This window comes from Massilia sp. BSC265 (genome assembly GCF_000740675.1).
GTDB lineage: Bacteria > Pseudomonadota > Gammaproteobacteria > Burkholderiales > Burkholderiaceae_D > Telluria.
The window spans coordinates 573016-592887 of the sequence record NZ_JPXI01000033.1; the positions used below are offsets into that span (position 1 = coordinate 573016).

General features: G+C 63.8%; 22 protein-coding genes. 11 read left to right on the forward strand and 11 right to left on the reverse strand.

The annotated features are described in order from the left end of the window. Positions 1 to 48: 48 nt before the first annotated feature. From MA09_RS14745 to MA09_RS14760, 4 genes are all read right to left on the reverse strand, one after another. Positions 49 to 528 (reverse strand): arsenate reductase ArsC, encoded by a 480-nt coding sequence (locus tag MA09_RS14745; protein WP_036249731.1) that lies wholly within the window; start codon positions 526 to 528, stop codon positions 49 to 51. A gap of 26 nt (positions 529 to 554) precedes the next feature. Then, positions 555 to 899 (reverse strand): helix-turn-helix transcriptional regulator, encoded by a 345-nt coding sequence (locus MA09_RS14750; protein WP_036249733.1) that lies wholly within the window; start codon positions 897 to 899, stop codon positions 555 to 557. 91 nt (positions 900 to 990) lie between these two features. Then, on the reverse strand, positions 991 to 1500 hold the full coding sequence (locus MA09_RS14755; protein ID WP_036249739.1) for an arsenate reductase ArsC: 510 nt from the start codon (positions 1498 to 1500) through the stop codon (positions 991 to 993). 3 nt (positions 1501 to 1503) lie between these two features. Continuing rightward, positions 1504 to 2034, reverse strand: a complete 531-nt coding sequence (locus MA09_RS14760; RefSeq protein ID WP_036249741.1) for an arsenate reductase ArsC — start codon at positions 2032 to 2034, stop codon at positions 1504 to 1506. A gap of 243 nt (positions 2035 to 2277) precedes the next feature. Here MA09_RS14760 and MA09_RS14765 point away from each other — a divergent pair, with 243 nt between their 5' ends. From MA09_RS14765 to MA09_RS14775, 3 genes are read left to right on the forward strand one after another with little or no spacing between them, the layout of a single operon-like run. Next, the gene (locus tag MA09_RS14765) at positions 2278 to 3684 is read left to right on the forward strand and encodes an NAD(P)-binding domain-containing protein (RefSeq protein WP_036249742.1); all 1407 of its coding nucleotides are present in this window, start codon (positions 2278 to 2280) and stop codon (positions 3682 to 3684) included. Between the two features lie 51 nt (positions 3685 to 3735). After that, positions 3736 to 4950, forward strand: a complete 1215-nt coding sequence (locus MA09_RS14770; RefSeq protein WP_036250172.1) for an MFS transporter — start codon at positions 3736 to 3738, stop codon at positions 4948 to 4950. 36 nt (positions 4951 to 4986) lie between these two features. Further along, positions 4987 to 5304, forward strand: a complete 318-nt coding sequence (locus tag MA09_RS14775; protein WP_036249748.1) for a helix-turn-helix transcriptional regulator — start codon at positions 4987 to 4989, stop codon at positions 5302 to 5304. A gap of 173 nt (positions 5305 to 5477) precedes the next feature. On the opposite strand, the gene MA09_RS14780 is transcribed toward MA09_RS14775, so the two are convergent. Genes MA09_RS14780 through MA09_RS14790 form a run of 3 tightly spaced genes read right to left on the reverse strand, consistent with a single transcriptional unit; the run spans position 5478 to position 7813 of the window. After that, positions 5478 to 6959, reverse strand: coding sequence for a DNA polymerase Y family protein (locus MA09_RS14780; RefSeq protein WP_036250175.1), 1482 nt, complete (start codon positions 6957 to 6959; stop codon positions 5478 to 5480). Next, on the reverse strand, positions 6889 to 7593 hold the full coding sequence (imuA, locus tag MA09_RS24185) for a translesion DNA synthesis-associated protein ImuA (RefSeq protein WP_081897617.1): 705 nt from the start codon (positions 7591 to 7593) through the stop codon (positions 6889 to 6891). The genes MA09_RS14780 and imuA overlap by 71 nt, the downstream gene beginning before the upstream one ends. Before the next feature lie 7 nt (positions 7594 to 7600). Beyond that, complete coding sequence (locus MA09_RS14790; RefSeq protein ID WP_200883070.1) at positions 7601 to 7813, reverse strand: hypothetical protein; 213 nt, start codon at positions 7811 to 7813, stop codon at positions 7601 to 7603. 260 nt (positions 7814 to 8073) lie between these two features. Here MA09_RS14790 and MA09_RS14795 point away from each other — a divergent pair, with 260 nt between their 5' ends. Next, positions 8074 to 9312 (forward strand): putative Na+/H+ antiporter, encoded by a 1239-nt coding sequence (locus MA09_RS14795; protein WP_036249752.1) that lies wholly within the window; start codon positions 8074 to 8076, stop codon positions 9310 to 9312. An 8-nt stretch (positions 9313 to 9320) separates the two neighbouring features. Continuing rightward, the gene (locus MA09_RS14800; protein WP_036249755.1) at positions 9321 to 9737 is read left to right on the forward strand and encodes a DUF86 domain-containing protein; all 417 of its coding nucleotides are present in this window, start codon (positions 9321 to 9323) and stop codon (positions 9735 to 9737) included. A 23-nt stretch (positions 9738 to 9760) separates the two neighbouring features. Here the strand turns inward: MA09_RS14800 and MA09_RS14805 are convergent, their stop codons facing one another. Next, entirely contained in the window at positions 9761 to 10849 is a 1089-nt protein-coding gene (locus tag MA09_RS14805; RefSeq protein ID WP_036249758.1) for an endonuclease/exonuclease/phosphatase family protein, read from the reverse strand. Between the two features lie 211 nt (positions 10850 to 11060). On the opposite strand from MA09_RS14805, the gene MA09_RS24865 reads away from it, so the two are divergent. Beyond that, a complete protein-coding gene (locus MA09_RS24865; RefSeq protein WP_161783224.1) occupies positions 11061 to 11213 on the forward strand; it encodes a hypothetical protein in 153 nt (50 codons plus the stop codon). A gap of 72 nt (positions 11214 to 11285) precedes the next feature. On the opposite strand, the gene MA09_RS14810 is transcribed toward MA09_RS24865, so the two are convergent. After that, entirely contained in the window at positions 11286 to 12311 is a 1026-nt protein-coding gene (locus MA09_RS14810) for an NADP-dependent oxidoreductase (RefSeq protein WP_036249759.1), read from the reverse strand. Positions 12312 to 12388: 77 nt separating this feature from the next. Further along, on the reverse strand, positions 12389 to 13321 hold the full coding sequence (gene pstC, locus MA09_RS14815; RefSeq protein ID WP_229440734.1) for a phosphate ABC transporter permease subunit PstC: 933 nt from the start codon (positions 13319 to 13321) through the stop codon (positions 12389 to 12391). A gap of 296 nt (positions 13322 to 13617) precedes the next feature. On the opposite strand from pstC, the gene MA09_RS14820 reads away from it, so the two are divergent. Both MA09_RS14820 and MA09_RS14825 read left to right on the forward strand, forming a co-directional pair. Beyond that, positions 13618 to 14082 carry a hypothetical protein gene (locus MA09_RS14820; protein WP_036249761.1) on the forward strand — a complete coding sequence of 155 codons (465 nt, stop codon included), beginning with the start codon at positions 13618 to 13620 and terminating at the stop codon, positions 14080 to 14082. A gap of 13 nt (positions 14083 to 14095) precedes the next feature. Beyond that, positions 14096 to 14980, forward strand: coding sequence for a DUF2145 domain-containing protein (locus MA09_RS14825; protein ID WP_036249766.1), 885 nt, complete (start codon positions 14096 to 14098; stop codon positions 14978 to 14980). A gap of 210 nt (positions 14981 to 15190) precedes the next feature. Here MA09_RS14825 and MA09_RS24870 read toward each other — a convergent pair whose 3' ends face one another. After that, positions 15191 to 15358: a hypothetical protein gene (locus MA09_RS24870; RefSeq protein ID WP_161783225.1), complete on the reverse strand. Its 168-nt coding sequence runs from the start codon at positions 15356 to 15358 to the stop codon at positions 15191 to 15193. A 416-nt stretch (positions 15359 to 15774) separates the two neighbouring features. Here MA09_RS24870 and MA09_RS14830 point away from each other — a divergent pair, with 416 nt between their 5' ends. The 3 genes from MA09_RS14830 to MA09_RS14840 all read left to right on the forward strand — a co-directional run bounded on the left by MA09_RS14830 (position 15775) and on the right by MA09_RS14840 (position 19871). Continuing rightward, positions 15775 to 17292 (forward strand): BCCT family transporter, encoded by a 1518-nt coding sequence (locus tag MA09_RS14830; RefSeq protein ID WP_036249774.1) that lies wholly within the window; start codon positions 15775 to 15777, stop codon positions 17290 to 17292. Between the two features lie 117 nt (positions 17293 to 17409). Then, entirely contained in the window at positions 17410 to 18018 is a 609-nt protein-coding gene (locus MA09_RS14835; RefSeq protein ID WP_036249775.1) for a DUF2760 domain-containing protein, read from the forward strand. Further along, positions 18015 to 19871: an Hsp70 family protein gene (locus tag MA09_RS14840; protein ID WP_036249776.1), complete on the forward strand. Its 1857-nt coding sequence runs from the start codon at positions 18015 to 18017 to the stop codon at positions 19869 to 19871. The genes MA09_RS14835 and MA09_RS14840 overlap by 4 nt, the downstream gene beginning before the upstream one ends. Position 19872: the final 1 nt, after the last annotated feature.

Genomic DNA, 19872 nt, shown 5'->3' on the forward strand with positions numbered 1-19872 from the left:
CCATGAAAAAGGCCGGGTACTTGCCCGGCCATCATCAGACTGCCGCGTTCAGGCGCCGATATGCCCGATCCGGTCGAGCTCCGCCTTGAATCGGTCCCGGTCGCTTTTCAGCGTTTCCAGCGGCAGCGCGAGGAAAGCCTCGATCCGTGCACGCAGCGTGGCGTAGGCTTTTTCGAATGCGGTGTTGATGTCCTCTTCCGTGCCGACGACATGGCTCGGATCCTCTACGCCCCAGTGCGTACGGAGAACCGGGCCGAGATAGGCCGGGCAGGTTTCACCGGCTGCGCTTGCGCACACGGTCACGACCACGTCTGGCGTGACAGGCAGCTTGTCCCAGGATTTGCTGTGGTAGCCCTCGGTCGAGATGCCTTTGCTTGCCAGCAGGGCGAGCGCCTTGTCGTTCAGCTTGCCGGTCGGCTGGCTGCCGGCGCTGATCGCATGCCAGCCTGCAGGGGCCAGGTGGTTGAACACTGCTTCACTGATGAGCGAGCGGCAGGAGTTGCCAGTGCAGAGGAAAAGTACGTTCACGGAGAACCTTTGGTCAAAAAAGTGGATCAGGTTGTGGCGCCGGCCACGGCGCTATCGCAGGAAGCATTGCTAACTGGCGTACAGGGATTGCCGCCACAGCAGTTATCGGTGAGAAAGCCCAGCAAGGCATTCATCGTGTCGAAATGTGCGGAATAGATGATGAAACGCCCGTCCTGTCGCGGGACCACCAAGCCAGCGTGTGACAGCTCCTTGAGGTGGAAAGAGAGCGATGACGGCGGCACGCCGAGCGCCTCGGCGATCCTGGAGGCCGGCAGCCCGGCCGGGCCTGCCTGGACCAGCAGACGGTATGTGGCGAGCCGCGACTCTTGGGCCAATGCGGCCAAGGCTGCGATTGCCAGTTTGGTTTCCATAACGCTCACCCTTTTGTTTGATATTTCTAGTATATTCGAATTGAGATCATTGCGGCAAGTGCCTGGGTCCGCAGCCTGCTTGGGAACTGCGTCATAACTTCTGCGCGGCGATGGCACGGACGGCTTCCCGGCGTACGGCATCGTCCTCCAGCCAGTCCAGGGGCAATGAAACGAACTGCTCGACGCGCTTTCTGATCTGTTCGAAGACTTGCCCGAAAGCTTCCTGCTTTTCCCGGTCGTTACCAGAAACTTGCGCCGGATCCGGGTAGCCCCAGTGCGCCGTCGTGGGATGCCCCGGCCAATGCGGGCACGCCTCTCCCGCTGCGCTGTCGCATACGGTGATGATGAAATCCATGGGCTTTGCGCCAGGTTGCGCAAATTCGAGCCAGCCCTTGCTGTGCATCAGCGCCACCGGGAAGCCTGAATCGAAGCGTCGTATTTGTTCGATTGCAAAAGGATTGACGACACCAGCCGGACGGCTCCCTGCGGAATATGCTTTGAACCGCCCCTTGCCCAGCACCGTCAACAGTGCTTCCGACATGATGCTGCGCGACGAATTGCCGGTGCAAAGGAAGAGAACGCTGTAGTCCTTGCCTGTCATCGTTCAGCCGCCAAAGCGAGGGTTTTCAGGGCTTGCATCGGGGCGGGCGATCGCGCTTAGCTCTTCCTCGATCGCCATGCGCGAAAGCTTTTCAAACGGCAGCATCGCGAAGATATCCAAGCGGTTCTTGATCTCGCGGCACACCTTGCCGAACAGTTGCCGCTGCTCCTGCTCGCCGCCGACAAATGTCGCGGGATCTTCGACACTCCAGTGGGCCGTGATGGGGTGTCCAGGCCAGCTTGGGCAGACTTCCCCGGCAGCCTTGTCACATACCGTGATCACGAAGTGCATGTGGGGTGCATCGGCAACGGCAAATTCATCCCAGCTCTTGCTGCGTAGGTCACGAGCAGGGAAGCGAAGGCGCTCGATGGCCTCCACTGCCAAGGGATGAACAGAACCGGTTGGATGGCTCCCGGCGCTGTACGCACGGAACCGGCCAGCACCGATCGCGTTGAGGATCGCCTCGGCAATGATGCTGCGCGACGAATTGCCGGTACAAAGGAAGAGCACATTGAATGTGTCGTGGTTGGTCATCGAGGCCTCCAGCCAAGCGGGTTATTCATACGACTATTCGAAATATATCGAAGTTTCTTGACCGTTTGATGACATACGAGGTATTCTATATTCGTCGAACAACGAATAGAGGGCAGGTCGGTTCCCGCATTGGCGAGTTCCGCCAGTCTCACGCATGCATGCCTGATCGGTATTCACATATTCGTCGTTTCACGAATAACGAACCTGGAACGATTTGACCGGCTGACTACTAAGGAGAGCAACATGAAGAATGAAAACGTACAGAATCTGCCAGTTGCAGTGCTTGGCGCGGGCCCGGTCGGGCTTGCCGCAGCAGCCCATCTGATCGAGCGCGGCCTGACGCCCTTGATCTTCGAAGCTGGTGCCGAGGTAGGCGCCAATCTCGCAACCTATCGTCACGTTCGCCTGTTCTCGCCGTGGCAATACAACGTGGACAAGGCTGCCCGCCGGCTCCTTCTCAACCACGCGTGGACCGAGCCTGCAGGTGAAGATCTGCCAAGTGCTGGTGAAGTCGTCGATCGCTACCTTTCTCCGTTGGCGTCGATCCCCGCGATCGCCTCGCATCTGCTGCTCGAGCATCGCGTTACCGCTATCACGCGACGCGGGGTCGACAAGGTCAAGACAAAGGGTCGTGAGAACGCCCCTTTCCTCATCCGTGTCGATACGCCGGCCGGGCCACGGCAGTTCGTGGCCAGTTCTGTGATCGATGCCACGGGGACGTGGTCGCACCAGAACCCGCTGGGGGCGGACGGCATTCCTGCGCTTGGTGAAACAGAGCTTGCCGCGCGAATCGACTACGGCATGCCCGACGTGCTCGGCTCGGGACGTGAACGCTACGCCGGCAAGAAGGTGATGGTCGTGGGTGCGGGGCATTCCGCCGCAGGCAGCTTGCTTGCGCTTGCCCAGTTGGCTCAGGAGCACCCGGGTACCAGTATCGTCTGGGCCACCCGCGGCAGCCGGTTGACGCGTGTATTCGGCGGCGGGGAAGCCGATGGTCTCAAGGCGCGGGGGCAACTGGGGATGCGCCTGAAGGCTTTGCGTGACTCGGGAGGGCTGGAAATGCGTCAGAATTTCCGGATCGAGCAGCTCACCGAGGTTGGCGGAAAGATTCGTGTGATCGGAGAGGCAGTTGACGGTGAAGTGCCTACGCTCGACAATATCGACCGCATCATCTGCGCTGCCGGCGCCCGGCCAGACCTGGAGCTCACCAGGGAATTGCGTGTGCGTCATGATCCATGGCTCGAGAGTACCGATGCTCTGGCACCACTGATCGACCCGAACGAGCACAGCTGTGGCACGGTCCGCCCCCACGGGCACCGAGAACTGGCGCATCCGGAATCCGGCTATTACGCCGTCGGCGCAAAGAGCTACGGCCGCGCTCCCAACTTCCTGTTAGCGACTGGCTACGAACAGGTGCGTTCGATCGTTGCCGCCCTGGTGGGGGACATGGCAGCGGCTGACGACGTGCAACTCGACCTGCCGGAAACGGGTGTCTGCAATACGCGTCTGGCGTACGAGAGCCCGGAGGACCGGGCAAGCTCCTGCTGCAATGTGCCGGCAGCTGTCGCCGCTTCCTGCTGCGTGCCGGCGCCGTCTCCGGACGGCACCTGCGGCTGCAGCAAGCCTGCCGCAGCAAGCTGCTGCGCTTGACGCATGATCCCGCCGCCGGCCCAAGCCGGCGGCTTCCTCCCGGAGCCACGCATGCAAAAACCGTCGAAAACCATTGGCATCCTCGCCGTCACCCAGATCGTCTCCTGGGGCTCGCTGTACTATGCTTTCACCATTCTGGCACCGGGGATCCAGCGTGATCTTGGCCTCTCGCCCGAGCTGGTATTCGGTGCATTCTCCTGGAGCCTGCTTGTTGCCGGACTGGTAGCGACACCAGCAGGCGTGCTGCTCGACCGCTACGGCGGCCGCTATGTGATGGCGACGGGCTCGCTCGTATGTGCGATTGGATTGGCCTGGCTTAGCAGCTCTACCGGCGTATTTTCCTTCTATTGTGGATGGACCCTCATCGGCATTGCGATGGCGTTGACCCTGTACGAAGCTGCTTTCGCAACGATCAATCGCAAGCTTGAGACCGGATCGAGGCAGGCGATTTCAACGCTGACGCTGTTTGGCGGCTTTGCCAGCACGCTTTTCTGGCCGCTCACAGCCACGCTCGCTACCATGCTCGGCTGGCGCGATACCTACCTGTGGTATGGGGTCATTCAGCTCGCCATCTGCATGCCGCTGCATCTATGGCTCGGTGCAGATCCTGTGCGGAAACGCCATGAGACTGTTAACCACGCAGCCAGGGCTTACACGCTGGCTGAAGCATTACGCCATCCTGCGTTCTGGGCACTGGCATCGGCATTTTCACTCAACACTTTCATTTTCTCGGCAATGGCGATCCACCTGATTCCGCTGCTGGAGCGCCTGGGCCACAGCACGTCAATGGCCATCTTGTTGGCTGCACTGATCGGCCCGATGCAGGTAGCCGGCCGTGTGGGAGAAATGACGCTTGCACGAAATACGGCTCCGCAAACGGTCGGCACGCTGACGTTCGCAATGCTGCCCGCCGCGCTGCTGCTGCTTACGCTATGTGGTTCCCTGGCCTGGATCGTCGTGGTGTTCTGCGTCCTGTACGGCCTGAGTAACGGCATCCTGACCATCGTGCGAGGCTCGATTCCGCAGGCCTTGTTCGGCCGGGAGAATTACGGAGCAATTTCCGGCGCCATGGCCGGCCCTGCGCTGCTGTCGAAAGCTGCCGGTCCGTTCGCCGCGGCAGCCATGCTGCGCGACGAAGGAGGAACGACCATGCTGCTAGGCCTGCTACTAGCCCTGTCCGTCGCCTCGCTCGCGTTTTACTTGCGGGCGGTGAGCGTAGAATGCCAACTGTCGCCTGCAAAAGCTTTTGACAAGCATACGCGTTGACACCTATTCTCCATTCGCCAACTACGAATGAATCCAATGACAAAGTCCTGCTGTGCTTCCGGCCCGTCGAACGAGCCTTCCGTTGAAATCGATATCGATGACCTGGCACGCATGTGCAAGGCCTTGTCGCATCCGGCGCGCGTACAGTTGCTGAGACACCTGATCGATTACGGCGAATGCTATTTCGGAAGCTTGGCCGATGTCCTGCCGCTCGCCCCGTCCACGATCTCGCAACATGTCACGATCCTGAAAGAAGCCGGTCTCATCGAAGGCTCTTCAGACGTACAGCGGGTTTGCTACTGCGTGAACCAGGATCGTCTACGGCAGTTCAAGAGCATGGTTGATGCAATCTGAGACGGCCAGATTTCTGTCGACTCCTTTGCCAGATCGATCCTGATCGCAATCTTTATGCAGCCTGAACGCCCGCTCCCCGGCCAGTGAAAGCCGAGTGCAAAAGAATAGAAATCCCATTGCGCGGATCAAGATGCGCGATGAGCGAGCAAGGCGGGGGAAGCCGGCTGCATTCGCTACCCAAACAGCCCGTGAAGAAACCAGCGTGGTTCCGGGTCGTCGCCAGATCTAGCAACCCGTTCCCGATAGACCCAGTACAAGGCGTGTTCCTGCCCTTCCGCAATCCAGTAATCCCTGGCGGCGGTGTCCCCCCACCACCCGGCTTCGACACGCTCCGGACCCGCCACCATTCGTAGCGGCGAGCCATAGAAGGGCCTGTGGTTTTGTATGAGCAGCGGAATCGGCTTCACCAGCAGCCAAGTCGGCCGGAGAATGCTGCTCAGGTTCGGCGGCAGCTGATCGGTAATCATCGCCTCCCGCACCTTCTCCTGGATGGGAACCCACGTGTTGGCAACCTCGGGCCGGTAATCCGCCACAGGCTTCACCTGGCGAACCTTATCCTCGCCCAGGCGCGCTACGAGCAGCTCGATCATGCGCATCTGGTCTTCCTCAGTGCCGCCTGGCTCAGGAAAGAGCGACTCGGTGGGAGGTTCCATTGGTTGCAGCTGGGTCGTATGGAGCGTCAACCCGATCACTGGAGCTTCCAGCACCAGTTTTCCGAGTCGTTCTTTCAGCAAACGCACGATGTGATCGCTCTGCCAGGCCGGCTCGGCCAGGAGGATCTCGACCTCGGTCGGCGCACGCGCGACACGGCCGCGTTCGTGTTCCAGCTTGAGCATGATGCCTTTGACGGCAAGCTGCATCGCACACAGCCAGCCGATCAGCTGCAGAACCAGGCGCTGCGCGCCGGCCAGCAGCAGGTCGGCATCCTCGATGCGATCAAACAGCTCCATCCTTGCTTCGAACTTCGTCGGCGCCTCGATCCACTCGAACACCTCAGGAAGGCTGCCGAATGCGCAATCAAGGAATTCGAGCAATGCCCCCCCGCATCGGCGCTGAAGGCCCGGGCGCGGCAACCGTCGCACATCGCCGATCGTATCGCAGCCAATTCCTTCAAACCAGCTAGCAAAGGGCCTCGCCGCTGGCAGAACCATGACTGGAAGACGATACAGCACGCGCTCTGATGACTGTTGCTTTAACACGCGGCCGCCGCCAGCGCGCGCGAGCATCCACGCTGCCCGCGCGGTTGGAGCGCAGCTTAACTTCCCAGTAAACCCCAGACCTCGAAGATCGGCGCGAACGCGCCTGCATAACGATTGGATGCCACCGAATAGCCGCAAGCTCGCGCCGATATCCAGCAACAGCGTCGACTCTTCCGCGAGCGTCACTTGTGGCGTGTATTGCAGCATTGCCATGGCCACAGCCTGTAGCGCAGCTTCTTCCCGTGCAGCGGTACGTTCATGGACCCGGGCATCCGGTGCCAGCATTAACACACCACCGCGTCGCATCGCGGGCCGGATGCCCGCCATGCGCGCGCCGCGCGACATCGTTAGAACTTTCTCTCGCTCGAGAACAACCGTAACGCTGTCACTCGACCAGCTCGGTTCGAAGACCTCGAGTGGAAGCTGGGGTAGATGTAGTCCGATCCACAGGCGCATGGCGATGAACAAAGGAGGGAGACAAGGGTAGGAACAGTGCAGTTTCGCGCTGTGGCCCCCGACGTTTCAGGAAATCGATCTCGACCCCCCCGCGCGCCGGTCGAACCCCGAGCCGAAGCGGCGCAGGCGAAGGATCATGCGCTGCTGCGAGCGGACGGAACAAAAAGAAAAGGCTCTCTCCGTCGGCAGCCGCCAAGCTCAAGCGCCGCAGGCTCTCATTTCGAATGTGGCCTGGCCAAAACAAAAGAGCATGACATCCGCCGTTTCGGAGAACTTGTTCGGCAGCCCAGAGGGCGTCAGCTGTGCGATCGGGCTGTACCCAGGTGACTTGTGACGGATTCAATCCCATGGCAGCCAATGCGATCGAATTTGGAACATGTGGCGGCTGAATCATCATTACCCGGCGTTTACCGGCTGCTGCCAGTGCGGGTTGCAGAAGCCTCAACTCGCCTGTACCGGACTGGCGTAAATGCAGCTCAACCATGCTACCCGTTGGCCATCCTCCTCCCGGCAACTGGGCAGACAAGACAGGATGGCCGGTGTCAACACAACGCGTGCTCGAACGACCGAGCTGCGAGGCGCGCCATAGCGACGGATGAATCGACTCCGGCGTCGAACGGATCTCAGACAACATATCAACCTCACAATACTGTATGTCCATACGGACGCAGCAGGCGCATTTCGTCGATGCCATGCTGCTGTTGCAGCAACTCGACCAGGGTACCGACGGGCCAGCCGCCGTCGGGCAGCTGGAACGAGAGTGCGGCATGCCTGGGGTCGACGCAGCGCGTGCCGGAGCGTGCCAGCTGCGAGGCACGCCAGAACGAAGGGTGCAAAGCCTCTGGCGCTGCCATAGGGGAAGCCCCTGCGGTAGATGAGCAGTTCATATGGATTGGCAGGAAAATACTGTATAAACGTACAGTACTCGCTGAGTCCGGATTTGGCAAGATGTATTCTTCGGCCATACCAGTCAGGTGATTGGTATTGACAGAAGTTAAAGGTGTGCTCTGCCTGGAAAACCGGGCTGCAAGCCCGAATCATGGAATAATGCTGGTTTGTCCATATCCATCCAGACAATGATCAATCTGTCTCACCCACGCCACGGAGCCTGCCAGTGAATACGCTCCAGCTCACCGGCGCCATCCTGTTCGCGATCGCCCTCGTCCATACCTTTTCTACCAAACTGTTTCACTCACTAGCCAAGCGCCACCCGCGCCATGCCGGGCTGTTCCACCTGCTGGGCGAAGTCGAAGTCGTGTTCGGCTTCTGGGCCTTCGTGCTGGTCCTCGGCATGGCCCTGCTGGCGGACGGCGCCACGGCCATCAGCTATGTCGAATCGCGCCAGTACACCGAACCGCTGTTCGTGTTCGTGGTCATGGTGATCGCGGCTTCGCAGCCGGTGCTCGACGCCGTGCGCGACCTGCTGGCCCTGCTGGCCCGGCTGACCCCGGTGCGCACCGAGGTAGCCCTGTGCTGGCTCGGGCTGGCGCTGGTGCCGCTGGCAGGCTCCCTGATCACCGAGCCCGCCGCGATGACGCTGGCCGCCCTGATGCTGGCACCGCAGGTGTTCCGGTCCGGTATTCCCGAATGGCTCAAGTACGGCGCGATCGGCGTCCTGTTCGTCAACGTCTCGATCGGCGGCACCCTCACCTCCTATGCCGCGCCGCCGGTGCTGATGGTGGCCAGCACCTGGGGCTGGGACAGCGCCTTCATGGCGTCGACCTTCGGCTGGCGCGCCGCGATTGCGGTGATCTTCAACGCGACCGTCATCACCCTGCTGCTGCGCCGGCACCTGACGCCGGGGAACGTGGTCGAGGACGTGCACCTGCCGTGGATCGTTTCCATCGTCCACCTGCTTCTGCTGGCGGGCGTGGTGCTGCTGGCCCACCATCCGGTGCTGTTCATGGGCCTGTTCCTGCTCTTCCTCGGCTATACCCAGGCCTATCCGAAACACCAGTCGCGCCTGATCATCAAGGAAGGCCTGCTGGTCGGCTTCTTCCTGGCCGGGCTGGTGGTGCTGGGCGGCATGCAGCAATGGTGGCTGCAGCCGCTGGTGTCCAGCCTGGAGCCGACCGCGCTGTTCTTCGGCGCGCTGGCCCTGACGGCAATCACCGATAATGCGGCACTGACCTACCTCGGTTCCCTGATCGAGGGCCTGTCCGACCACGCCAAGTACATGCTGGTGGCCGGCGCGGTCGGCGGCGGCGGCCTGACCGTCATCGCCAACGCCCCGAACCCGGCCGGCGCCGCGCTGCTGCGTGAAGGCTTCGAGGACGGCTCGATCGGCATGGGCGGGCTGTTCCTGGGGGCGCTGGCGCCGACCTGCGTGGCGGCGGCACTGTTCCTGATTTAGGAGACGTAATGGACGACGACATCCTGGTACACAAGGCCGGCACCATCGAACGCTGCTGCCGGCGCGCACGCGAGGAATACGAAAAGGACCCGACCACCTTCGTCAGCGACCTTACGCGCCAGGATGCGGCCACCCTCAACGTGATCCGCGCCTGGGAAGCCGCCATCGAGATGGGCGACTACGTGATCGGCAATGCCCGGCTCGGCCTGCCGCACGACGAGCGCGAAGTCATCACCCTGCTGGCCGAACACGGCTGGATCACGCCCACGCTGGCCGAAGACCTCAAGCGCACCGGCGAATTCTGCCGCGCAGAATGGGATTACCAGGAAGCGCCGCTGCCGGCCCTGGTAACCATCATCAAGCGCGGGCTGGATGATTTCGGGATGTATGCCCAGGCCCTCGTGAGCGGGGCGTCGACCGCCTGACCAGGCGCCGTCTCCGGGCTGTCTCAGGCCTGGGGCTCGTGCACGTCCGAGACTTCAACATCCTCGGCGGCGATCTTCTCGTCCGCCAGCGCGTGGTCTTCCTCGTCCGCAACCAGTCCCTCCTGGTCGGCGCCGCGGGCGCTGTCATAGCTGAGCTCGATCAGCATCGGGAAATGGTCCGAGCCGAAGTAAGGCAGGCGTTCGATATGCGACAGCGTGAAATGCTCGCTGTGGAACAAATGGTCGAGCGGCCAGCGGGCGAACCAGAAGCCGGCATGGAAGGTATTGAACATGCCGCGCCCGATGCGCGGATCGAGCAAACCGCTGATCTTGCGGAACAGCCGCGTCGTGGTCGACCACGCCACGTCGTTCAGGTCGCCCGCGACGATCACCGGCGTCTCCAGGCCGGCTTCGGCCACGCTCTTGGCAACTACCAGCAGCTCGGCGTCGCGCTGGGTGGATTCCATGTGTTCGGTCGGGCTGGGCGGCGTCGGATGCAGGAAGTGCATGCGCACTTTATTTCCGGACGGCAGGATGACCAGGGTATGGATCGACGGGATGTCGTCCTCGACCAGGAACTGGATGGCGCTGTCTTTCAAGGGCAGCCGCGAATACACGTGCATGCCGTATAAGTTTTCTAGCGGGCATTTCAGCGCATGCGGATAGTCTTCTTCGAGCACATCCAGTTTTTCTTGCCACCACATGTTCGTTTCCAGGGTGACGAAGATATCGGGCTGGTGCTGCCGGATCAGGGCGATCAATCCTTCTGCATTCCGGTTCGGCATCAGTACATTGGCGGTCAGGATACGGAACTGGCGGTTCGTCCCGCCGACCACTGCATTCTTCACTTCATGGGGGTAGGCTCTGGTGTACGGAATGATCCACCAGGCCTGGTAGGCCAGGCAGGCGACATTGGCCACCAGCAACAGGTGGAAACTGCTGTCGCGCCAGTCGAGGAACACGAACTGCCCGACCAGCACGGTGAGCGAGAGGATGGCCAGTTGCAGGCGCGGAAAATCGAGGTCGCGTATCCACCACCCGGTACATCGCAACAGGGGCAGCAGCGTCGCAAGGACGATCACGGCAACCAGGGTCACGAAAGTCGGCAGCATGGTATCTCTGAGGCGGCAGGGGCTCGTCACAAATGTGAGATGCCCAGTATGTGCCCTTCAAACGCGGCCTTCTGTACGCTAGCGTGCACAAGCGGAAAGAATTTCGTCCTGCCGTGCATCGATCTGTCTGAAGTTTGCGCAGCACGCTTGCAAATCCCACCGCCGAACCTATCTTTGAGCTTGAGGGCGACATTCAGGTCGCAAGCCAGACATGAACATCATCAGGCAGGTTCAGGAAACCGGCAAACGCGTCCGGCGCAGGAAGGAAAAATCCAGGCTCAACCTGTATCCCCTGCTGGGCATCGTGCTGGCCATCGTGCTGGCCGTGCTGACCTACGGCGGCCTGTTCGCTTTCCTTTTTTAGAGCGCCTCACAACACGCTCATTGCTGTTGCATCGTCTTGCCTTGAGGGTGTTGTCAGACGCTCTTGAGGTCCCTACTGCGCGACCCTGACCAGCAGCTTGCCGAAGTTTCTCCCCTGCAGCAGGTCGATGAAGGCTGCCGGCGCGCGGTCCAGGCCGTCGACGATGTCCTCGCGGTAGCGCAGGCGGCCATCGCGCACCCATTCCTGCGCTTCCTGCAGGAAAGCGGGCCGCAGGCCGGCGAACTCGCGCTGAATGAAGCCGCGAATGCTCAGGCTCTTCTTCAGTACCTCGCGCATGACCAGGGCCAGCCGGTCGGGTCCGGGCATTGCTTGCGGCAATTCGTTGTATTGGGCAATCAGGCCGCAGACCGGCACCCTTGCAAACTCGTTCAGCAGCGGGAACACTGCATCCCAGACCTTGCCGCCGACGTTCTCGAAATAGACATCGATGCCACGCGGACAGGCCCTTTCCAGCTGCTGCGCGAAGTCGGGCGCACGGTGGTCGACCACGGCATCGAATCCCAACTCGTCACGCACGAAGGCGCATTTGTCGGGACCGCCCGCAATACCGACCGCACGCGCGCCCCGGATGCGGGCGATCTGCCCCACCGCCGAGCCGACCGCACCGCTCGCCGCGGCCACCACCACGGTTTCCCCCGGCACCGGACGGCCGATCTGCAGCAGGCCCGCCCAGGCGGTAAAGCCCGGCATGCCCAGCACGCCAAGCGCCGTGCTGGGCGGCGCCGCCATCGGGTCCAGCTTGCGCAGGTCGGTGCCATCCGACAGCGCATAGCGCTGCCAGCCCGAGTGCGACAGCACGATGTCGTCCACCGCGTAGTCCGCATGCCGCGATGCGAGCACGCGGGCGACAGTGCCGCCTTCCATGACGCCGCCGATCGCGACCGGCTTCGCATACGACTTCGCATCATCCATCCTGCCGCGCATGTAAGGGTCGAGCGACAGGTACAGGGTCTCGAGCAGCAGCTGGCCCTCGGCGGGAACGGGGACCGGCTCCTCCACGATCCGGAAGTTTTCCGGACGTGGCAGTCCGTCGGGACGGGAAGCGAGCAGGACCCGCTGGTTGGGCGCTTGTGTCATTGTCGGCATCCTCTGGAAGAATAAGGAACAGACAATGCTACGCCGGATCCGGAAATTTTTCCGGCGCTGCCCCTGCTCTACTTGGCACCTTCCTGGCGCGCCATCCGGATGAGCATCAGCTTGGCAGCCGCCAGCACCACGAAGGTGATCGCGAACAGGATCAGGCCCAGGGCGTACAGGGACGAGACGTGCAGGGCCTTCTCCGCTTCATTGAACTCGTTGGCCAAGGTGGACGAGATCGAATTCCCCGCAGCGAACAGGGACCAGGACAGCTGGTGCGAATTGCCGATGACGAAGGTCACCGCCATGGTTTCGCCCAGCGCCCGCCCCAGTCCCAGCATCACGCCGCCCACCACGCCGGTGCGGGTGTAAGGCAGCACCACGCGGCGCACCACTTCCCATTTGGTGCAGCCGAGGCCATAGGCCGATTCCTTCAGCACCGGAGGCACGATCTCGAACACATCGCGCATCACCGAGGCGATGAAGGGAATGATCATCACGGACAGGATCACGCCCGCGGTCAGGATGCCGATGCCGGTGATCGGACCGCCGAAGAGCGCGCCGATCACGGGCAGCTGGCCGAGCGTGCCCGCCAGCAGCGGCTGCACGTGGTCCGCGAACAGGGGCGCAAAGTAGAAGAAGCCCCACATGCCATAGATAATCGAGGGCACACCGGCCAGCAGCTCGACCGCCATGCCCATCGGCCGGCGCAGCCAGGTCGGGCAGATCTCGGTGAGGAAGAGCGCGATGCCGAAGCTGACCGGAAAGGCGATCGCCAGCGCGATCAGCGACGTCGCCAGCGTGCCCCAGATCGCGATCAGGGCGCCGAACTGCAGGCCTACCGGATCCCATTCGGCGCGTGCGACGAAGTGCGGGCCGAATTCGCGCAAGGCCGGCCAGGCGCCGAGCGTGAGCGAGACGAGGATGCCGGCCAGGACCAGCATCACCAGGGCGGCGAACAGCATCGTGAACTTATGGAACAGGAAATCCTGGATGCGCTGGACGCGCATCGTGCCGAGCAGGGCGGCGTGCCTGGCTTCGGCAGCGGCATCGGACTCGGCCGCGTGGCGTTCACCGGCGGCGGCAATGGCTGCAAGCTGGGCCATACGGGACAGCCTTTCTCGAGGAATGAAATAATCCGGCGAGTATGGCTGGCGCTTTTGACAAGCCGATGACACAAAGCCAACGACTCTGTTGGCTATTACAAGAACTTACAGAAATCCCGGCGGTGCGCCTTCTCAACAGTTGGCGGCACTTGTACCATAGCCGTCATTCCCGTTTTACCGCTCATCATCGAGAGATTCTTATGACCTTCACCACCCTGTCGCGCGCGCTGTGCCTGGCCGCCGCTGTTGCTGCCTGCGCCGTCCCTGTCCACGCCACCAGCTTCACCTCGTCCGCCTCCAGCGCGGGCTCGGCCTCGTCCGGCAGCATTTCCGATTCGATCGGCGCTTCCAGCAACAGCTCGGGCGGCGAAGACCGCGTGGCCGCCGGCGAGTACCGCGTGATCGACATCGCCCAGGCCCCGGGCAAGTCCGACACCACCCGCATGACCCTGCGCGCGGTGGCCGCCGGTGCGGCGCGCGAGTTCACCCTCGACGTGCCGAACCGCGCGCTGGCCGAACGCGGCGTCGGCAAGGGCGAACTGGTGCAGGTCAACGAACGCGTGTACGGCTTCGAGTTCGCCCACGCCGACACCAAGCGCTCCTTCTTCCTGGCCCTGCAGGACGACTGGTACCGCGACCTCGCTTCGCGCAAGGTCACCATCTAACAAGTCAACAAGCATGTACAGCAAGTTCGCCGCGGCCGCGCTCCTGCTGGCCGCGAGCGCGGCCGCGCAGGCCGGACTGCCGACCTTCTGCCAGCAGTCGATCGACATCGGCGCCGCCGAGCAGGACCGCGTGCTGCGCTTCGCCGGCGTGGTCAAGACCGAGCTGGAGCGCTCCGGCGCGCGCGTCGCCCTCATCGCACGCGCCGGCCTCGACCTGAGCCGCTTCGGCCAGCTGTATTCGCATGCCGGCGTCGCCTTGCGCGACAACCCCGGCGGTCCCTGGGCGGTGCGCCAGCTCTATTACGCCTGCGATGAGGCGCGCCCACGCCTGTTCGACCAGGGCATCGCCGGCTTCGCACTGGGGGCCGACGCGCCCACGCGCGGCCATATCTCGCTGGTCTTCCCCCCCAGCGAAGACGCCGCCCTGCTCGAAGGCGCCGCACTCGACAAGCGGCTCGCCCTGGCCCTGCTGGGCGGGGAGTACAGCGCCAACGCCTATGCCTACGGCACCCGCTACCAGAACTGCAACGGCTGGGTGGCCGAGCTGCTCGCCGGCGCCTGGGGGGGCGCGCATGCGCGCGAAGACGCACAGGGCTGGTTGCGCGCGCAGGGCTATACCGCCGGCCCGGTCCGGATTCCTTCGCACTGGCTGATGTTTGCCGGGCAGTTCGTGCCGCTGGTTCACATGAACGACCACCCGGAGGACGACCTGCATGCGCTCGCGCTGCACACAAGCGTGCCGGCCTCGATCGAAGCCTTCGTGCAGCGCCGGGCGCCACAGGCGAAACGTGTCGAGCTGTGCCATACCCAGGATCGCATCGTGGTGCGCCGCGGCTGGGAACCGCTGGGCGCTGCCTGCGAGCCGAAGGAAGGCGACGAAGTGATCACGATGCAGTGACGCCGTGCGCGTGCGTCCTCATGACATGAACGGGCCCTGCGCAAGGCACGGGCTCGATGCGGCAGGATCGTCTACCCGCCGCTGCCATTTCACACATTCCCATCCGGGTCTCACCTTCCAGCAGTCCCGGTAACTTTCATGGATAACAAAAAGCCCTGCACGCGGCAGGGCTTGATATTGAAGGCAGCTCACGGGCTGCCTGAAAACAGCTTACTTCGCTGCCGCGGCCTCGGCCAGCTTGCGCAGCACGGCGGGCGATACCGACTCGCGGCCGCGGCTCAGCTGGTAGAGCGACCAAAGATCGGCGCCGCTATTGTGGGCGGCGATGGGGGCCGGGGTAAGGAAGAGGCTGCGGATGAAATGGATGATGGTAGCCATGATGTCGTTTCCTGTAATCGCTATCGAATGACTCCAGTATGCGCGCTTTGAGATAGAAAGCAAATTGAGATCCATGATAAAAGCCATTCACGAATCAACTATCTCAGCGGCAGTACAGTTTTGATAAAACATTTGTGCCAATGCATTGTATGTTACACTCCTGACCTGCTGGCCAAGGGCCAGCGTCAACATCCCTCTCGCCAGTAGAGGCCACAGCGCAGGCGAGCGTTCGCGGCGCGGCCGGCCCTTGCTGACCGCCTGCCATGCAGGCTATCCGTCAACGTGCAAGGGTGGCTGGTGAAGCCGGGCAGCCTCACACCCAGGCCACTTTCCCGCCCGCCCCGCCCGCGGCTTCGCTCCGGATCACCGATGGCGCCCGCAGGCCCGCGCCCTTGCATGCCTAACAAGGAGAACTCATGCAAATGCTCTGCTCTGCGGGCTTTATCTTTTTGATCGTGTTATGGGGCATCATCGCCCCGGACAACATGGCCGGCGTCTTCGCCGCCATGCTCGCTTCGCTGACCCGCAACTTCGGCTGGCTCTACCTGTGGGTGGTACTTGCCCTGGTGATGTTTGCCGCTTACGTCGCCTTCAGCCGCTACGGCAACCTCAAGCTGGGCGGCGAGGATGACGAACCCGACTTCTCGGTCGGCAGCTGGTTCGCCATGCTGTTCGCGGCCGGCATGGGCATCGGCCTGGTGTTCTGGGGCGTGGCCGAACCGGTGTCCCACTACGTCACGCCGCCGCCCGGCATTGCAGCCGGCACACCGGAAGCGGCGAACGCCGCCATGCGCTACGTGTTCTTCCACTGGGGCGTGCACCCCTGGGCCGTGTACAGCGTCGTCGCGCTGGCGATCTCCTTCTTCCAGTACCGGCGCGGCGGCGGTGCCCTGATCAGCACCGTCACCGGCTCCCTGCCCTGGCGCCCGGTGCGCGCCGCATCTAGCCTGTTCAACGGCCTGGCGGTGGTGGCCACGGCCTTCGGCGTCGCCGCCTCGCTCGGCGTCGGCGCGCTGCAGATCAACAGCGGCCTGAACGCCGTGTTCGGGCTCGAGATCAGCCCCGCCGCGCAAGTCGCGATCATCGTCGTGACCGCCGCCCTGTTCATCACCTCGGCCGTGAGCGGTGTCGGGAAAGGCGTCAAACTGCTCTCCAACGTCAACATGGCCGTGGCGGCCCTGCTCGCCGTCGCCGTGTTCCTGCTCGGTCCCACGGTCGCCATCATCGACACCTTCACCAATACCCTGGGCAGCTACGCCAGCGAACTAGTGCGCATGAGCCTGCGCTCGACGCCCTTCCGCGACAGCAACTGGGTCGGCAACTGGACCATCTTCTACTGGGCCTGGTGGATCTCGTGGTCGCCGTTCGTCGGCCTGTTCATCGCGCGCGTCTCGCGCGGCCGCACCATTCGAGAATTCATCCTCGGCACCGTACTGGCGCCCTCGCTCGCCGCCTTCGTCTGGTTCTCGATCTTCGGCGGCACCGCGCTCTACCTGGAGATCTGGCAGCACGTCCCGCTGGCAGAGGCCGTCAAGGCGGACCTGGCAACGGCGCTGTTCGCGCTGTTCGACGCCATGCCCTTCGGCCAGATCATGTCGGTGGTCGCCACCCTGCTGGTGGTGGTCTTCTTCATCACCTCCGGCGACTCGGCCGTGCTGGTACTGGGCATGATGAGCCAGGGCGGCAACCCGAATCCATCCAGCCGAACCAAGCTGGTCTGGGGCATCCTGATCGCCGGCATCGCGATCAGCCTGCTGCTGGCGGGCGGCATCAACGCCGTACAGACGGCCACCATCCTGTTCGCCCTGCCCTTCGCGCTGGTGATCGTGCTGATGGTCATCGCGCTGTGGCGGGCGCTGCGCGAGGACTGGCAGGAGGAGGCGCGCCGCGAACGCCTGCTCCGGCGCAAGATGCGCGAAATGGCGGCGCACTAGCCGAGCGGCTTGAGGACGCGCGTGCCTCGGCTGTAGCCAAACTGGTATCATGCGCGTTTTCCGGACCGAGGCCTCGCTCCGAAGCGCGCCCGTCCCTCACCCTACAGAACATCAAGAATGAACACTCCGACCCAACTGCCGGGCTTCTTCAGCCGGCTTTCGATCGCCTTCGGCAGCTTCTTCAAATCGCTCGGCGATGCAGAATTCGCCGCACGCGTGCGCGATGACGGTGTGGGCCCTGTCGCGGCTCCCACGCCGGCACCGACGCCGGCGCCGACACCCGCTCCCACCATGGCGCCAACGCCGGCGCCGACGCCTTTGCCAACTCCTGCGCCGCTGCGTGCTCCGACCGCCGAGTCCGCCCTGCAGCTGCTGAGCCTGCTCCAGCGCGAAGCGCGCCTGATCGACTTCACCCAGGAAAACCTGAGCGCCTATTCCGACGCCGACATCGGCGCCGCCGCCCGCGTCGTGCACGAAGGCTGCGCGCGCGTGCTGCGCGAGCACTTCACCATCGAACCGGTACGTGCCGAAGCAGAAGGCGCACGCGTCACCCTGGAAGAAGGCTTCGACGCCGCCAGCGTGCGCCTGACCGGCAACGTGGTCGGCCAGGCCCCGTTCAAGGGCACGCTGTCGCACCGCGGCTGGCGCGCCACCAAGGTCCAGCTGCCGCAGCTGGCCGAGAAGCACGACGCACGCGTGCTGGCGCCGGCGGAGGTGGAACTGTGAGCGATCCCCAGAACGCACGCTATGCCATCGGCATCGACCTGGGCACCACCCACAGCGCCCTGTCCTATGTCGACCTGCAGGCCAGCGACGGCGAGAAGACCGTCGACGGCGTGCTGCCCATCCCGCAGCTGAGCGGCCCGGGCACCGTCGAGGCGCTGCCGCTGCTGCCCTCCTTCCTCTACCTGCCGCACCCGGATGAGCTGGCCGCCGGCGAAACGGCGCTGCCGTGGAGCGCGGGCGGCGAAGGCTTCATCGCCGGCGAAATGGCGCGCAGCCGGGGCGCCACCACTCCGATCCGCCTGGTGTCCTCGGCCAAGAGCTGGTTGAGCCACCCGAGCGTGGACCGCCGCGCGGCCATCCTGCCGCACGATGCGCCGGAAGAAGTCACCCGCGTCTCGCCGCTGGAAGCGTCCACCCGTTACCTGGCGCACCTGCGCCAGGCCTGGAACGCCGCCCATCCGGAAGCGCCGTTCGACCAGCAGCAGGTCACGGTCACCATCCCGGCCTCGTTCGACCCGGGCGCGCGCGAACTCACCGCCGAGGCGGCGCGCAACGCCGGCTTCGCCCCGAATCTGCTGGAAGAGCCGCAGGCAGCCCTGTACAGCTGGATCCAGGGCAGCAAAGGCGCCTGGCGCAAGCAGGTCAAGGCCGGCGACATCGTGCTGGTCGTGGACGTGGGCGGCGGCACCAGCGACTTTTCCCTGATCGCGATCCTCGAGCGCGACGGCACCTTGGTGCCGCACCGTGTGGCCGTGGGCGACCACATCCTGCTGGGCGGCGACAACATGGATCTCGCACTGGCCCACTTCGTGGCGCGCAAGCTGGCCGCCAACGGCACCCAGTTGGATGCCTGGCAGATGCGCGCCCTCACCTACGGCTGCCGCAGCGCCAAGGAGCACCTGCTGGCCGACGCCAACGCCACCGTGTGGCCGATCGTCGTGCCGAGCCGCGGCTCGAAGCTCATCGGTGGCTCGATCCGTACCGAACTGACGCGCGACGAAGTGACCGCCTTTATCACCGACGGCTTCTTCCCCCGCGTCGAAGCCTCCGCCCGTCCGGCCACCCGCCAGCGCGCCGGCCTGACGCAGGTCGGCCTGCCCTATGCGCAGGACGCCGCGATCACGAAGCACCTGGCCGCCTTCCTGGCGCGCCAGGCCGGCGCCACTGCCGAACTGGAAGGCTTCGCAGGTAGCGTGAATGCCGAGCACACTTTCCTGCACCCGAGCGCGGTGCTGTTCAACGGCGGCGTGTTCAAGTCGAACATCCTGGCCCAGCGCGTGATGGACACCATCAACGACTGGCTCTACATGGAAGGCGCGCAACCGGCGCGCATGCTGGAAGGCGCCGATCTCGACCTGGCGGTCGCGCGTGGCGCGGCCTACTTCAGCTACGCGCGGCGCGGCGGCGGCGTGCGCATCCGCGGCGGCACGGCCCGTTCCTACTACGTCGGCGTGGAATCCTCGATGCCGGCCATCCCCGGCATGGAACCACCGATCGAAGCCCTGTGCGTGGCGCCCTTCGGCATGGAAGAAGGCAGCGAACTCGAACTGCCGGGCCAGGAATTCGGCCTGGTGGTGGGCGAGCCGGTCACCTTCCGCTTCTTCGGGTCCACCACGCGCCGCCAGGACCGCATCGGCGAGGTGCTCGAGTTCTGGGGCCCGGACGAGCTGCAGGAGATGAACGAGATCCAGGCCACGCTGCCTGCCGAAGGCCGTGTCGCGGGCGACGTGGTGCAGGTCAAGCTGCATGCGCTGGCCACCGATACCGGCACGCTGGAACTGGCCGCGGTGTCGCGCGAAGGACAGCGCTGGAAGATCGAGTTCGACGTCCGCAACACGCCGGACCCGCAGTGAC